We start from the raw sequence: 14,391 nt of genomic DNA, 5'->3' as shown, positions 1-14,391 counted from the left end.
GGCTGGACGGGTCAAGGCCGGGCCGGGTGTGAAACTGAGCGTCCAGTTCGGGTTGCCGCTGTCCAGGGACAGGGGCGCGGCGCTACCGGCCTGGCCACGTTGGGCCAGGACCTGGACCGGGGCGTTGGTGAATTGCTGGTTCAACTGCAGCAGGCCGATATCCGCGGAAGCGGGCGGCAGGCTGCGCAGCAGGCGCTCCAGGTCGAACACCAGCAGCAGTGTGCCCCGGGTGGGGCTCTGGTCGTTCGGGCGCAAGGGCGCCGCGCTGTAGATCAGCCAGCGCTGGCCGACCTTGTAGGCTTCCGGAGCCGGCTGCTGGCCGCCTTCCAGGCGCTGTAACAGGTCCAGTGCGGCGAAGTTCATCGGGGCCGTGCGCTGGGTGTTCTGCTGGGCCTGGCCGACCAGGTTGAGGTGGGCATCCACCACGCCGTCGCGATAGACCAGACCGCGCTCGGCGGTGGCGATGCGTGTGGCGTCGCCAGTGTCCAGCGCTTCGATCAGGGCGGGGTCGTGGGCGGCGGCGACGGTGTCGGCCTGGATCAGGGCAAGGCTCTGGCGCAGGGCGGCGGCCTGGCTGCTGCCCCACGCCTGGCCGAGTTGTTCCACGCGGGCCTGCTCGGCGGGGCCGAGCAGGCCGAACCAGAGCAGTGCGCCGGCGGCGGCGATGCCGGCCAGGGCGGCCAGGGCGCCGGGAAGCAGGTCATCCGAACCCTTGCGGGTCGGCTGGGCCTCGCCATTGGGTCGGGGCGATCCTGATGGGGCGGCGTCCTTGCTGCGGCGCTTGAAGAGTTTCACTGAACGTCTCCTCGGCGTGTTCGTCCTGATACTAGGCGGTCACTGGCTGCCGGTGTGGCCGAATCCGCCGGCGCCGCGCTGGCTTTCGTGGAATTCGTCGACCAGTTCGAAATGCGCCTGGACCACGGGCACCAGCACCAGTTGGGCGATGCGCTCGCCGACCGTGATGCGGAAGGCGGTCTGGCCACGGTTCCAGCAGGACACCATGAGTTCGCCCTGGTAGTCGGAGTCGATCAGGCCGACCAGGTTGCCCAGCACCACGCCATGCTTGTGGCCCAGGCCCGAGCGCGGCAGCACCAGGGCGGCCAGGCCCGGGTCGGCGATGTGGATCGAGAGGCCGGTGGGGATGAGCAGGGTCTGGCCTGGCTCGAGGACGACTTCCTCCTTGAGCATGGCGCGCAGGTCGAGGCCGGCGGAGCCCGGAGTGGCGTATTGCGGCAGCGGGAATTCGCTGCCGATGCGGGGATCGAGGATCTTGGCTTGCAGTGAGTGCATGAGGTCTCAGGCCTGGTTGAGGCGGTCGGCGATGAAGGCAACCAGCTGGCGGGCGATCTTGCCTTTGCTGGTCTGAGCGAAGCTGGTCTGGGCCAGGTCGCGGTCGATGACGGTGATGGCATTCTCTTCGCTGTTGAAGCCGATCGTGGGGTTGGCCACGTCATTGGCGACGATCAGGTCGAGGTTCTTGTCGCGGAGTTTGCGCGAGGCGTACTCGAGGAGATTCTCCGTCTCCGCGGCGAAGCCCACGCTGAAGGGGCGGTCGGGCCGGCCGGCGAGGGTCGCGAGGATATCGGGGTTGCGCACCAACTGCAGCAGCAGGCCTTCGCCGCTGGTCGGGTCTTTCTTCATCTTGTGCTGGGCCACCACCTCCGGACGGTAGTCGGCCACGGCGGCGGCGGCGATCAGGAGGTCGCAGGGCATCGCCACTTCACAGGCGGCGAGCATGTCGCGGGCGCTGACCACGTCGATGCGGTTGACCCGGTCCGGGGTGGGCAGGTGCACCGGGCCGGTGATCAGGGTGACCTTGGCGCCGGCTTCCACAGCGGCTTCGGCCAGGGCGAAGCCCATCTTTCCGGAGCTGTGGTTGGTGATGTAGCGCACCGGGTCGATGTTTTCCTGGGTCGGGCCGGCGGTGATCAGCACGTGACGGCCCGTGAGTGCGCGGTGTTCGAAGCAGTCGGCGGCGCGCTGGGCGAGTTCCTCGGCTTCCAGCATGCGGCCGAGGCCGACATCGCCGCAGGCCTGGCTGCCGGCGGCGGGACCGAAGAGGCGCAGCCCGCGACGGACCAGCAGGTCCAGGTTGGCCTGGGTGGCGGGGTCGCGCCACATGGCCTGGTTCATCGCCGGGGCGAGCGCCACGGGGGCGTCGGTGGCCAGCACCAGGGTGGTCAGCAGGTCATCGGCGACGCCTTGGGCGAGGCGGGCCATCAGGTCGGCGGTGGCCGGCGCGATCAGCACCAGGTCGGCCCAGCGGGCCAGTTCGATATGCCCCATGGCCGCTTCGGCGGCCGTGTCCAGCAGGTCGAGGTGGACGGGGTGCCCGGAAAGGGCCTGGAGCGTCAGCGGGGTGATGAACTCACGGCCGCCCTGGGTCATCACCACGCGGACCTCGGCGCCCTGGTCGCGCAGCCGGCGAACCAGTTCAGCGCTCTTGTAGGCAGCGATGCCGCCGCCCACGCCCAGGAGGATGCGTTTCCGATAGAGCCGCTGCATAGGCCTGCCTTTTATGAGGTTGAGGATGCGCTGCGGCGAAGGCGCCTCCCCAGGCCGATCGCCGCGCAAAAAAGGTGGGTTAAGATAGCACAGCGACCGCACTGGAACAGCGGCGCCGCTCAACCACGGAGGTGTCATGAGCATTCGCGATTGGCCTGCGGCGGAACGGCCGCGGGAGAAACTCCTCGAACTGGGTGCGACGGCCCTTTCAGACGCCGAGCTCCTCGCCATTTTTCTGCGCACCGGGGTGGCTGGCCGCAGTGCGGTCGACCTGGCGCGCCATCTGCTGGCCGATTTCGGCGGCCTTCGGGCCCTGCTCGGGGCTGAGTTCCATGAGTTCTGCCGGCACCTGGGGTTGGGGCCTGCCAAGTACGCCCAGCTGCAGGCGGTGCTGGAGATGGGACGGCGCCACCTGGCGGAGGACCTGCGCCGCGAGTCGGCGCTGGAGAGTCCGCAGGCGGTGCGGGATTACCTCAAGGCCCAGCTGCGCCATGCGCCCCACGAACAGTTCGCCTGTCTGTTCCTCGACGCCCGGCATCGGGTCCTGGCCTTCGAGGTGCTCTTCCAGGGCACCATCGACGGCGCCAGCGTGTATCCCCGGCAGGTGGTCAAGCGCGCGCTGGCCCACAATGCCGCCGCCCTCATCCTCAGCCACAACCACCCTTCGGGGGTGGCCGAGCCCAGTGCCGCTGACCGCCAGCTGACCCAGCGCCTCAAGGAGGCGCTGGCGCTGATCGACGTGCGCGTGCTGGACCACTTCATCGTCGGCGATGGCGAGCCGCTGTCCATGGCCGAGTACGGCTGGGTCTAGTCGAGCCTGACCCTGGAGAAGTCCTGGCGACCGAAGGGGTTGGCCTGGTAACCCTCGACATTGGCCCGGGTCAGGGCGAAGGCGGTGGGATGGGCCAGCGGCAGCCAGAGGGCCTGTTCGCGGATGATGCGCTGGGCCTTCTCGTAGAGGGCCGTGCGCCGGGACAGGTCGGTATGGCTCTTGCCGTCGCTGATCAACCTGTCCAGGTCCGCATCGCAGTAGCGCGCGAAGTTGAGGCCGGACTGCACCGAGGCGCAGGAGAACTGCGGGGTGAGGAAGTTGTCCGGGTCGCCGTTGTCGCCGGCCCAGCCCATGAACAGCAGGTCGTGCTCGCCAGCCTTGGCGCGGCGGATCAGCTCGCCCCATTCGATCACGCGGATGTCCGCCTGGATGCCCACCCTGGCCAGGTCCGCCTGCAGCAGCTGCGCACCCAGGCTTGGGTTGGGGTTGAGCAGGCTGCCGGTGGGGCGGGTCCAGATCCTGGTCTTGAATCCTTCCGGCAGGCCGGCTTCGGCCAGCAGCGCCTTGGCTTTCTGCGGGTCGTGGGGATAGGCCGGCAGATCCTTGGCATAGCTCCAGGTGGTGGGCGGGTAGGGGCCGTCGGCGGCCGTGGCGCTGCCTTCGAACACGGCCTTCAGGTAGCTGTTCTTGTCGAAGGCCAGGTTGATGGCCTGGCGAACCTGCGGCTTGTCCAGGGGCGGGTGCTGGCTGTTGATGCCGACGAAGGCGGTCATGAACGCCGGGGTCTCGGAGACCTTGAGGGTCTTGTCGCCGGCCACGGATTGCACGTCCAGGGGCTTGGGCGACAGGGCGATCTGGCATTCCCCCCGACGCAGTTTCTGCAGGCGCACATTGGCATCGGGGGTGATGGCGAAGACCAGGCCGTCCACCGCCGGTTTGCCGCCGAAGTAGTCGGGGTTGGCGGCGTAGCGCACCGCTGCGTCCTTCTGGAAGCGACGGAAGACGAAGGGGCCGGTACCCACGGGCTGGGCGTTCAGTCGTTCGGGGGTGCCGGCCTTCATCAGCTGGTCGGCGTACTCGGCCGAGTAGATGGAGGCGAAGCCCATGCTGAGGGTGGCCAGGAAGGTGGCATCGGGTGTGTTCAGGGTGAAGCGCACCTGATGGGCGTCGGGGGCGTCGACGGATTTGATCAGGCTGGGCAGTTGCATCGATTGGGCATGGGGGAAGCCGCTCTGGGCGACCTTGTGCCAGGGGTGGCTGGCATCCAGCATGCGTCGAAAACTGAAGACCACGTCGTCGGCCTCGAGGGCACGGCTGGGCTTGAACCAGTCGGTGCTGTGGAAGGCCACGCCCTGGCGCAGGTGGAAGGTATAGGTGAGGCCGTCGTCGGACACCTCCCAGCGTTCCGCCAGCCCGGAGACCAGGCGGCCTTGTCGGGCGTCGAACTCCACCAGTCGGTCCATCAGCACATCGGCCGAGGCGTTGGTGGTCGTCAGGGAGTTGTACTGCACCACGTCGAATCCTTCGGGGCTGGCTTCGGTGCAGACGCTCAACGTGGCGGCCTGGGCAAGCAGCGGGGCGAATAGCAGCGACAGGGCGGCGAGACGCATGGCGGTCATCCTTTGCAAGGGAAGCGGTACCCGTGATGGGCGGAAGGCCTTACCCTAGTCCAACCCCGGGTGCTGAACAATGCGCGGTTGGCGACGAGCGGTCACCTCGCCCGGAAGCGCAGGGGCCAGCCGCAGCGGCCTGTCGCGGGGCCTTCGGGGGCTGTGGGTAAAACGCTGCGGCCCTTGCTGCACTAGGGGCTTTCTGATATAAAGCAGCGCTCTTTTCTGGGGGGCCGGTATTTCGCAGTCAATTTGCGGCCGGTAAGACCCTGACGAGACGGGCGCCAAGCGCCCACAATGTGAGAGTTCAAGCGGCCAACCCATGCCGGGTTGGGCATGTGGTTTAGAGGGCTGAGGCATGTCGAGAGTCTGTCAAGTAACCGGTAAGGGTCCGGTTACCGGGAACAACATTTCCCACGCAAACAACAAAACCCGTCGTCGTTTCCTGCCGAACCTGCAGCACCATCGCTTCTGGGTCGAGTCCGAGAAGCGCTTCGTGCGTCTGCGCGTTTCCGCCAAGGGCATGCGTATCATCGACAAGCGCGGCATCGACGCAGTTCTGTCCGAACTGCGCGCCCGCGGCGAAAAGGTTTAAGGAGCCCATCATGCGTGAACTGATCCGTCTGGTGTCCAGCGCCGGTACCGGCCACTTCTACACCACCGACAAGAACAAGCGCACCACCCCCGACAAGATCGAGATCAAGAAGTTCGATCCTGTCGTGCGCAAGCACGTGATCTACAAGGAAGCCAAGATCAAGTAATTGATCCGGCCCTTGGAAGAAGCCCGCCTAGAGCGGGCTTTTTCATGGCTGCGTTTTGCCCGGCAGGACCCCGGGGGCGTAAAAAAGCCCGCGCGAGGCGGGCTGAAGGTGACAAGCATCGGGTGGGAGCGGGCTCAGTGGCTGGCCTGCTCGAAAATCACATAGACCTTGCGGCAGGGCTCCAGCACTTCCCAGGTGCCCGAAAAACCGGCTGGGATCACGAAGCGGTCGCCGGCGCGCACGGTCTTGGCGTTGCCTTCGGCGTCGCGGATCACGGAGACGCCCTGGAGGATCTCGCAGTACTCATGCTCGGTGTAGCTCACGGTCCAGTGGCCCACCGCGCCCTCCCAGATCCCCACGTTGAATTGCCCGCAGGGGCTGCCGTAGTGGTTGCGGACGCTCTGCTCCGGATCCCCCTTGAGGATCTTCTCCGGTGCCGGGCGGTAGTGCTCCGGGGCGGTGGTGGCCTGGGCGAAGTCGACGATCTGCTGAATGTTCATGGTGCTGTCCCTGTTCAGGCGGCCTTGCGGATGGAGTCGGCGAGCGTGCCGACGAGAGTGTCGATCTGTTCCTTCTCCACGATCAGCGGCGGTGACATGGCGATGGTATCGCCGGTCACGCGCACCATCAGGCCGTCGTGGAAACATTGCTCGAATACCTGGAAGCCCCGTTTGCCCACGCCCTCGGCGCTGGGGGCCAGTTGCACGCCGCCTACCAGCCCCACGGCGCGGATGTCGACGACGTTGGGCAGGTCGCGCAGGCCGAGCAGGGCGTCCTGCCAGTAGGCCTCCAGTTCGAGGGTGCGCTCGAACAGGCGTTCGCCCTGGTAGATGTCCAGGGTCGCCAGGGCGGCGGCGCAAGCCACGGGGTGGCCGGAATAGGTATAGCCGTGGAAGAACTCGATGGCGCTGTCCGGGCCCTGCATGAAGGCCTGGTGGATATCGTCGGCGACGAACACCGCACCCATGGGAATGGCGCCGTTGGTCAGGCCCTTGGCACAGGTGATGATGTCCGGGGTGACGCCCCAGCGCTGCGCGGCGAAGGCCTTGCCGACGCGGCCGAAGCCGGTGATGACCTCGTCGAAGATCAGCAGGATGCCGTGCTTGCGGGTGATCTCCCGCAGGCGTTGCAGGTAGCCCACCGGCGGCAGGATCACCCCGGCGGAACCGGACATGGGTTCGACGATCACGGCGGCGATGTTCTCGGCGCCATGCAGGGTGACCAGGCGCTCCAGCTCATCGGCCTTCTCGATGCCGAACTCCGGCAGGCCGCGGCTGAAGGCGTTGCGGGCGATGTCCAGGGTATGGGGCAGGTGGTCCACGCCGGGCAGCAGGGCGGGGAAGGCTTTGCGGTTGTTGACCATGCCGCCCACCGAGATGCCGCCGAAACCGACGCCGTGGTAGCCCAGCTCGCGGCCGATCAGGCGGGTGCGGGTGCCCTGGCCGATGGCGCGCTGGTAGGCCAGGGCGATCTTCAGGGCGGTGTCCGCCGATTCCGAGCCGGAGTTGGTGAAGAACACCCGGTTCAGGCCCACGGGGGCGATGTCCGCCAGGCGTTCGGCCAACTCGAAGGGCAGCGGGTGGCCCATCTGGAAGGTGGGGGCAAAGTCCAGGCGGGCGATCTGCCGGCTCACCGCCTCGGTGATCTCGCGGCGACCATGGCCGGCGTTGCAGCACCAGAGGCCGGCCGTGCCATCCAGGACCTGGCGACCGTCGCTGCTTCGGAAGTACATCCCTTCCGCGCTTTCCAGCAGCCGCGGATTGGCCTTGAACTGGCGGTTGGCGGTGAAAGGCATCCAGAATTCGTCCAGGCTGTTGGATATTCTGCCCGGTTGAGCGAGGGTGGCGTTCGTCATTGTTGGCACCGGAGAAGGCAAGGTGGGTCGTTGTATTGTTCTGGCGGCAGTCTATGTTTGATAAATTGAACAAGGCAAGGGTGTTTGCTGCTCTTCTGTAAAATATATTGAAAAGGCTGGTCGCTCTGGTTTAGGGTTGCCAGGATGGCCATTCGCAGGTCGGCCTTGCAGAATTTTTGACAGTGCATGCCCTGAGCTGGCGGCACTCTTCTAATAAGAGGAAAGCTCCATGACCACCCTGACCCGAGCAGATTGGGAACAGCGCGCCAAGTCCATCCAGATCGAGACCCGCGCTTTCGTCCACGGCGAGTACACCTCCGCCGTCTCCGGTGAGACCTTCGATTGCGTCAGTCCCATCGACGGCCGCGTGCTGGGCAAGGTCGCCAGTTGCGATCTGGCTGACGCCGAGCTGGCGGTGAAGGATGCCCGCGCCACCTTCGAGTCCGGCGTCTGGTCGCGCCTGGCCCCGGTCAAGCGCAAGGCGGTGATGATCCGTTTCGCCGACCTGATCGACGCCCACGCCGAGGAGCTGGCCCTGCTGGAAACCCTCGACATGGGCAAGCCCATCAGCGACTCCCTGAGCGTTGACGTGCCTTCCGCTTCCCGTGCCATCCGCTGGAGCGGCGAAGCCATCGACAAGATCTACGACGAAGTCGCTGCCACCCCGCACAACGAGCTGGGCCTGGTGACTCGCGAGCCGGTGGGCGTGGTCGCTGCCATCGTGCCCTGGAACTTCCCGCTGCTGATGACCTGCTGGAAACTCGGCCCGGCGCTGTCCACCGGCAACTCGGTAGTCCTCAAGCCCTCCGAGAAGTCGCCGCTGACCGCCATCCGCCTGGCCCAGCTGGCCATCGAAGCCGGCATCCCGGCGGGCGTGCTCAACGTGCTGCCGGGCTTCGGCCACACCGTGGGCAAGGCCCTGGCCCTGCACATGGACGTGGACACCCTGGTGTTCACCGGCTCCACCAAGATCGCCAAGCAACTGATGATCTACGCCGGCGAATCCAACATGAAGCGCGTCTGGCTGGAAGCCGGTGGCAAGAGCCCGAACATCGTCTTCGCCGACGCGCCCGACCTCAAGGCCGCCGCCGAAGCCGCCGCTGGCGCCATCGCCTTCAACCAGGGCGAAGTCTGCACCGCCGGCTCGCGCCTGCTGGTGGAGAACAGCATCAAGGAGCGGTTCGTGCCCATGGTGGTCGAGGCCATCAAGGCCTGGAAGCCGGGAAACCCGCTGGACCCGGCCACCAATGTGGGCGCCCTGGTGGACACCACCCAGATGAACAACGTGCTGTCCTACATCCAGGCTGGCCATGACGACGGCGCCAAGCTGGTCGCCGGCGGCAAGCGCGTGCTGGAGGAGACCGGCGGCACCTACGTCGAGCCGACCATCTTCGACGGCGTGAACAACGCCATGCGCATCGCCAAGGAGGAGATCTTCGGCCCGGTGCTCTCGGTAATCGGCTTCGACACCGAGGACGAGGCGGTCGCCATCGCCAACGACACCGTCTACGGCCTGGCCGCGGCGGTGTGGACCAGCAACCTGTCCCGTGCCCATCTGGTGGGCAAGGCCCTGCGCGCCGGCAGCGTCTGGATCAACCAGTACGACGGCGGCGACATGACCGCGCCCTTCGGTGGCTTCAAGCAGTCGGGCAACGGTCGCGACAAGTCGCTGCACGCGTTCGACAAGTACACCGAGCTGAAAGCCACCTGGATCAAGCTCTGATTCCACATTGAGGTCCGCCCCCCGAATCGCGGGGGGCCGGCTCTACGAGCCACGCCTGCGGCCGGGTTTTCCTTCGGGATACCCGGCCTTTTTTGCTTTGCCCCACAGGGAAAGGGAGGACGACGGCGATGCGTTGGGGAACCTACTTCGCGGTTTGCGGCGCGGTCATCAGCATTGGCCTGGCGCTGGGGGTGACCATGCCCCTGGTGTCGCTGCGGCTGGAAAGCTGGGGCTATGGCAGCTTCGCCATTGGTGTCATGGCCGCCACGCCGGCGGCGGGTGTGCTGCTGGGTGCCGTGATCGCCGGACGCCTGGCCGCGCGATTCGGCACCACTACCCTGATGCAGCTCTGCTTCCTCGTTGGCGCCGTTTCGGTGGCCGCGCTGGCGCTGGTGCAGGCCTACCCGGTGTGGCTGATGCTGCGCCTTCTGATCGGTGTTGCCCTGACCGTGGTGTTCATCCTCGGCGAAAGCTGGATCAACCAGTTGGCGGTGGAGCAATGGCGTGGGCGCCTGGTGGCGCTCTACGGCACCGGCTATGCCTTGAGCCAGCTCTGCGGGCCTTTGCTGCTGTCCGCGCTCGGAGCTGACAACGATCTGGGCTTCTGGACCGGGACCGGCTTGCTGATCGGTGGTTCCCTGCTGCTCCTGGGGCGTACCGGGGCCCCCAGCGTCGATGCCCATAGCGCGTCAGGCCGGGGCCTGTGGGCCTTCTGCTCGCGTCTGCCCACCATCGCCTGGGCGGTGGTCCTGTTCGCCGCGTTCGAGGCCATGATGCTGACGCTGCTGCCGGTCTATGGCCTGCGCCAGGGCTTCACCCAGGAAGTGGCGCTGCTCATGGCCAGCGTGGTGGTGGTGGGCGACGCCGCCCTGCAACTGCCCATCGGCTGGCTCGCCGATCGCATGTCCCGCCTCAGTCTGTTCCGCATCTGCGGCGTCACCCTGCTGGGCAGCAGCCTGGCCGTTCCGCTGTTGCTGCACGCGCCGCTGATCTGGCCCGTCTGGGTAGTGTTCGGGGCGAGTGCCGGCGGGCTCTTCACCCTGGCGTTGATTCTGATCGGCGAGCGTTACCGGGACGACGAACTGGTGCGGGCCAACGCCCATATCGCCCAGCTCTGGGGTATCGGTTGCCTGGTAGGCCCCCTGGCCACTGGCGCCGTCAGCCAGTGGGCCACCGGCCATGCACTGCCGCTGATGATGGCGCTGGGCGCGGCGGTCTTCGTCTGGCTGGCCTGGACCCGCGAGCTGTTCGATGACGGCGCCGAAGCGGTGGCTGACTGAAACGAAAAAGGGCCGCATTGCGGCCCTTTCTTCGCGAATGAACAGCTTTGTAGGATGGGTAGAGCGAAGCGAAACCCATCGCGACGTGCGCGCCGGCTGATGGGGATCGCAGGCTCAACCCATCCAATTACGGAACTATGAAAGGCTTGCGCTGGGGGGATCAGACCGCCCCCACGGCTTCCTTCATCCGATACCAGAGCATGCCCAGGGCCAGCAGTGGCGAACGCAGGTGGCGACCGCCCGGGAAGGTGATGTGGGGCACCTTGGCGAAAATGTCGAAGCCCGTGCTCTGTTCGCCGCAAATGGCTTCCGCCAGCAGCTGACCGGCCAGGTGCGTCGCGTTGACTCCGTGGCCCGAGTAGGCCTGGGCGAAGTAGACGTTGGGCTGGTTGGGCAGGCGGCCGATCTGCGGCAGGCGGTTGGCGCCGATGCCGATCATGCCGCCCCACTGGAAGTCGATGCGCACGTCCTTCAGCTGCGGAAACACCTTCAGCATCTTCGGCTGCATGTAGGCGCCGATATCCGCCGGGTCGCGCCCGGAATAGTGGCAGGCGCCGCCGAACAGCAGGCGGTTGTCGGCGGACAGGCGGTAGTAGTCCAGGGCCACCCGCTGGTCGCAGACCGCCATGTTCCGTGGCAGCAGCTCGCGGGCCAGCTCCCTGGGCAGGGGCTCGGTGGCGATCACGTAGCTGCCGGCGGGCAGGACCTTGCCGCCCAGGGTCGGGTTGAGGTCGTTCAGGTAGGCGTTGCAGCCCAGCACCAGGGTCCTGGCCCGCACCTGGCCGCGTGCGGTGTGTACCTTCACCTCGGCGCCGTAGTCGATGCGGGTCACCGCCGAGTGCTCGAACAGCTTCACGCCGAGGGATTCGGCCGCGGCCGCCTCGCCCAGGGCCAGGTTGAGGGGGTGCAGGTGACCGGAACCCATGTCGATCAGACCGCCGACGTAGCGGTCGGAGCCCACCACGCTGCGCATCTCGTGGGGCTGAAGCAGGCGCAGTTCATGACGGTAGCCGAGGCCCTTGAGTTCCTCCATGTCCTCGGCGAAGCCCTCGAGGTCGCCCGGCTTGTTGGCCAGGTCGCAGTAACCCCAGGTCAGGTCGCAGTCGATGGCGAACTCCTCGACGCGGCGGCGGACGATCTCCACGGCCTCCAGGCCCATCAGTTTCAGGGCGCGCACGCCCTCCGCGCCGATCACCGACTCGAACTGCTCGACGCCGTGGCCGACGCCCCGGATCAGTTGCCCGCCGTTGCGGCCGCTGGCGCCCCAGCCGATCTGCCGGGCCTCCAGCAGCACCACCTTGCGGCCACGCCGGGCCAGCTCGATCGCGGTGTTCAGCCCGGAGAATCCGCCGCCGACAATGCACACATCGGCCAGCTCCTCTCCCGCCAGGGGCGGGTACTCGATGCGCCGATTGGCGGTCGCGGCGTAGTAGGAGGGGGCGTGGTGTTCGGTGTGCACCGGCATGCGAACGCGGGCGTTCATGTGCGAAATCCTGATTTTATTGTGTGGAAAATTAAACGCCCGGGCAGCATAAGGCGAACCCCCTGACCCTGCCAAGGGATTTGCCGGTGGAAATGGGACAGGGGTGCCGGATCAGTCGGGAATCGGCAGGTTGAGGGATTCCTTCACCTCTTCCATGACGATGTAGGACTTGGATTCCCGGACGTGGGGCAGCTTCAGCAGGATGTCGCCGAGCAGCTTGCGGTAGGAGGCCATCTCGTTGATGCGTGCCTTCACCAGGTAGTCGAAGTCCCCCGAGACCAGGTGGCATTCCAGCACGTGGGGCAGCTTCAGCACGGCGCGGCGAAAGTCTTCGAAGGTGTCCCCGGACTTGTAGTCCAGGCTGATCTCGACGAACACCAGCAGGCTGGCCTTCAGGTGTTGCGGGTTCAGCCGGGCGCTGTAGCCCATGATGATGCCCTCGCGCTCCAGGCGCCGGACCCGCTCGGTGCAGGGGGTGGTGGAAAGCCCTACGCGCTCGCCCAGCTCGGTAAAGGAGATCCGGCCATCTTCTTGCAGGATTCGTAGAATGTTCCGGTCGATCTTGTCGAGTTCACGACGGGACTGATGCTGGGTTCTCATGGTGGATGCCCCTCCGTGCAGGCGGTTTTTGTCGAGAATTATCGCCAAATATAGCCTTCTATATAGTGAATATCACTGCTCCTGTCTTCCTATACTGCGCCGCATCGACGCTCAAAATAACAAACGCAGCGAATTCCCCGCTGCGGTGGAGACTGACATGCGAGTGATGGTTCTTGGCAGTGGTGTGATTGGTACGGCTAGCGCCTATTACCTGGCCCGCGAAGGGTTCGAGGTGGTCGTCGTCGACCGCCAGGATGCCGTGGCCAAGGAAACCAGCTTCGCCAACGCTGGCCAGGTTTCCCCCGGCTACGCCTCGCCCTGGGCCGCGCCCGGCGTGCCGCTCAAGGCCATCAAGTGGCTGATGCAGAAGCATGCGCCCCTGGCCATCAAGGTTACCGGCGACATCGACCAGTACCTGTGGATGGCGCAGATGCTGCGCAACTGCACCGCCGCCCGCTACGCCGTGAACAAGGAGCGCATGGTTCGCCTGTCCGAGTACAGCCGCGACTGCCTCGACGAACTCCGCGCCGAGACCGGCATCGCCTACGAAGGCCGCCAGCTCGGGACCACCCAGCTGTTCCGCACCCAGGCCCAGGTGGACGCCGCCGCCAAGGACATCGCCGTGCTGGAAGCCTCCGGCGTGCCCTACGAGCTGCTCGACCGCGACGGCATCGCCCGTGTCGAGCCGGCGCTGGCCTCCGTGAAGCACAAGCTGGCCGGTGCCCTGCGCCTGCCCAACGACCAGACCGGCGACTGCCAGATGTTCACCACCCGCCTCGCAGAGATGGCCCGTGACCTGGGGGTGGAGTTCCGCTTCGGCCAGGACATCCAGCGCCTGGACTTCGCCGGTGACCGCATCAACGGCGTCTGGATCGACGGCAAGCTGGAGACCGCCGATCGCTACGTACTGGCCCTCGGCAGCTACAGCCCGCAGATGCTCAAGCCGCTGGGCATCAAGGCCCCGGTGTATCCGCTCAAGGGTTACTCCCTGACCGTGCCCATCACCAACGGCGGCATGGCGCCTACCTCGACCATCCTGGACGAGACCTACAAGGTGGCCATCACCCGTTTCGACAACCGTATCCGCGTCGGCGGCATGGCCGAGATCGCCGGATTCGACCTGTCACTGAACCCGGCCCGTCGCGAGACGCTGGAAATGATCACCGCCGACCTCTACCCCGAGGGTGGCGACCTGTCCCAGGCCGAATTCTGGACCGGCCTGCGCCCGGCCACCCCGGACGGCACCCCGATCGTGGGCGCCACGCCGTTCCGCAACCTGTTCCTCAACACCGGACACGGTACCCTTGGCTGGACCATGGCCTGCGGCTCCGGTCGCCTGCTGGCCGACCTGATGGCGCGCAAGCGTCCGCAGATCAGCGCAGAAGGCCTGGACATCTTCCGCTACGGCAATACCAAGGAGACCCCGAACAATGTCAATCCAGCGCCTGCGCACTGAGACCCGCTACAGCGAAATCGTCATCCACAACGGCACCGTCTACCTGGCGGGCCAACTGGATGAAAAGCACAGTGCGGGCATCGGCCAGCAGACCCGAGAAACCCTGGCCGCCATCGACGCCTTGCTGGCCGAGGCCGGGACCGACAAGAGCCGCATCCTCTCGGTGACCATCTACCTCAAGGACATGGACGCCGACTACGCCGCGATGAATGCGGTGTGGGATGCCTGGCTGCCCAGGGGAGCCGCCCCGGCCCGTGCCTGCGTCGAGGCGAAGATGTACTCGCCGGATGTGCTGGTGGAGATGACCGTCGTCGCCGCACTGCCCTAGTTTCTTGCTCAGCCCGGC

14 protein-coding genes are annotated in these 14,391 nt (G+C 66.5%); 7 read left to right on the top strand and 7 right to left on the bottom strand.

Annotated elements, in window-relative coordinates; translation table 11 throughout:
* Nucleotides 1-834 precede the first annotated feature (834 nt).
* The gene (gene dut, locus KF707C_RS27970; RefSeq protein ID WP_003457723.1) at nucleotides 835-1,290 is read right to left on the bottom strand and encodes a dUTP diphosphatase; all 456 of its coding nucleotides are present in this window, start codon (nucleotides 1,288-1,290) and stop codon (nucleotides 835-837) included.
* A gap of 6 nt (nucleotides 1,291-1,296) precedes the next feature.
* The gene (coaBC, locus tag KF707C_RS27965; RefSeq protein WP_003457721.1) at nucleotides 1,297-2,505 is read right to left on the bottom strand and encodes a bifunctional phosphopantothenoylcysteine decarboxylase/phosphopantothenate--cysteine ligase CoaBC; all 1,209 of its coding nucleotides are present in this window, start codon (nucleotides 2,503-2,505) and stop codon (nucleotides 1,297-1,299) included.
* A 136-nt stretch (nucleotides 2,506-2,641) separates the two neighbouring features.
* On the opposite strand from coaBC, the gene radC reads away from it, so the two are divergent.
* Nucleotides 2,642-3,316, top strand: a complete 675-nt coding sequence (gene radC / locus KF707C_RS27960) for a RadC family protein (protein WP_036994588.1) — start codon at nucleotides 2,642-2,644, stop codon at nucleotides 3,314-3,316.
* Here the strand turns inward: radC and KF707C_RS27955 are convergent.
* Nucleotides 3,313-4,887 carry an ABC transporter substrate-binding protein gene (locus KF707C_RS27955; protein WP_003457713.1) on the bottom strand — a complete coding sequence of 525 codons (1,575 nt, stop codon included), beginning with the start codon at nucleotides 4,885-4,887 and terminating at the stop codon, nucleotides 3,313-3,315. The two genes, radC and KF707C_RS27955, sit on opposite strands and share 4 nt — an antisense overlap.
* Nucleotides 4,888-5,245: 358 nt before the next feature.
* Between KF707C_RS27955 and rpmB the strand changes: the two genes are divergently transcribed.
* Nucleotides 5,246-5,482, top strand: a complete 237-nt coding sequence (rpmB, locus tag KF707C_RS27950; RefSeq protein ID WP_003457710.1) for a 50S ribosomal protein L28 — start codon at nucleotides 5,246-5,248, stop codon at nucleotides 5,480-5,482.
* Nucleotides 5,483-5,492: 10 nt separating this feature from the next.
* Entirely contained in the window at nucleotides 5,493-5,648 is a 156-nt protein-coding gene (gene rpmG, locus KF707C_RS27945) for a 50S ribosomal protein L33 (RefSeq protein ID WP_003457707.1), read from the top strand.
* A gap of 134 nt (nucleotides 5,649-5,782) precedes the next feature.
* Here the strand turns inward: rpmG and KF707C_RS27940 are convergent, their stop codons facing one another.
* Both KF707C_RS27940 and KF707C_RS27935 read right to left on the bottom strand, forming a co-directional pair.
* Nucleotides 5,783-6,148, bottom strand: coding sequence for a cupin domain-containing protein (locus tag KF707C_RS27940; protein ID WP_003457704.1), 366 nt, complete (start codon nucleotides 6,146-6,148; stop codon nucleotides 5,783-5,785).
* Between the two features lie 14 nt (nucleotides 6,149-6,162).
* Nucleotides 6,163-7,503, bottom strand: coding sequence for an aspartate aminotransferase family protein (locus tag KF707C_RS27935; RefSeq protein WP_003457701.1), 1,341 nt, complete (start codon nucleotides 7,501-7,503; stop codon nucleotides 6,163-6,165).
* Between the two features lie 229 nt (nucleotides 7,504-7,732).
* Between KF707C_RS27935 and KF707C_RS27930 the strand changes: the two genes are divergently transcribed.
* The gene (locus KF707C_RS27930) at nucleotides 7,733-9,226 is read left to right on the top strand and encodes an aldehyde dehydrogenase (RefSeq protein ID WP_003457697.1); all 1,494 of its coding nucleotides are present in this window, start codon (nucleotides 7,733-7,735) and stop codon (nucleotides 9,224-9,226) included.
* Nucleotides 9,227-9,354: 128 nt separating this feature from the next.
* Nucleotides 9,355-10,506 carry an MFS transporter gene (locus KF707C_RS27925; RefSeq protein ID WP_003457693.1) on the top strand — a complete coding sequence of 384 codons (1,152 nt, stop codon included), beginning with the start codon at nucleotides 9,355-9,357 and terminating at the stop codon, nucleotides 10,504-10,506.
* A 160-nt stretch (nucleotides 10,507-10,666) separates the two neighbouring features.
* Here KF707C_RS27925 and KF707C_RS27920 read toward each other — a convergent pair whose 3' ends face one another.
* Together KF707C_RS27920 and dadR are read right to left on the bottom strand one after the other, a co-directional pair.
* Nucleotides 10,667-11,989: an NAD(P)/FAD-dependent oxidoreductase gene (locus KF707C_RS27920; RefSeq protein WP_003457690.1), complete on the bottom strand. Its 1,323-nt coding sequence runs from the start codon at nucleotides 11,987-11,989 to the stop codon at nucleotides 10,667-10,669.
* A gap of 111 nt (nucleotides 11,990-12,100) precedes the next feature.
* The gene (dadR, locus tag KF707C_RS27915; RefSeq protein WP_003457687.1) at nucleotides 12,101-12,589 is read right to left on the bottom strand and encodes a transcriptional regulator DadR; all 489 of its coding nucleotides are present in this window, start codon (nucleotides 12,587-12,589) and stop codon (nucleotides 12,101-12,103) included.
* Between the two features lie 157 nt (nucleotides 12,590-12,746).
* Between dadR and dadA the strand changes: the two genes are divergently transcribed.
* Together dadA and KF707C_RS27905 are read left to right on the top strand one after the other, a co-directional pair.
* Nucleotides 12,747-14,045, top strand: coding sequence for a D-amino acid dehydrogenase (dadA, locus tag KF707C_RS27910; protein WP_003457684.1), 1,299 nt, complete (start codon nucleotides 12,747-12,749; stop codon nucleotides 14,043-14,045).
* Complete coding sequence (locus KF707C_RS27905) at nucleotides 14,020-14,373, top strand: RidA family protein (protein WP_003457681.1); 354 nt, start codon at nucleotides 14,020-14,022, stop codon at nucleotides 14,371-14,373. The genes dadA and KF707C_RS27905 overlap by 26 nt, the downstream gene beginning before the upstream one ends.
* Nucleotides 14,374-14,391 lie beyond the last annotated feature (18 nt).

Origin of the sequence: Pseudomonas furukawaii, assembly GCF_002355475.1 — a bacterium.
Taxonomy (GTDB): domain Bacteria; phylum Pseudomonadota; class Gammaproteobacteria; order Pseudomonadales; family Pseudomonadaceae; genus Metapseudomonas; species Metapseudomonas furukawaii.
The sequence above is the reverse complement of the archived record's forward strand: the minus strand, read 5'-3'. Positions and strand labels throughout refer to the sequence as shown.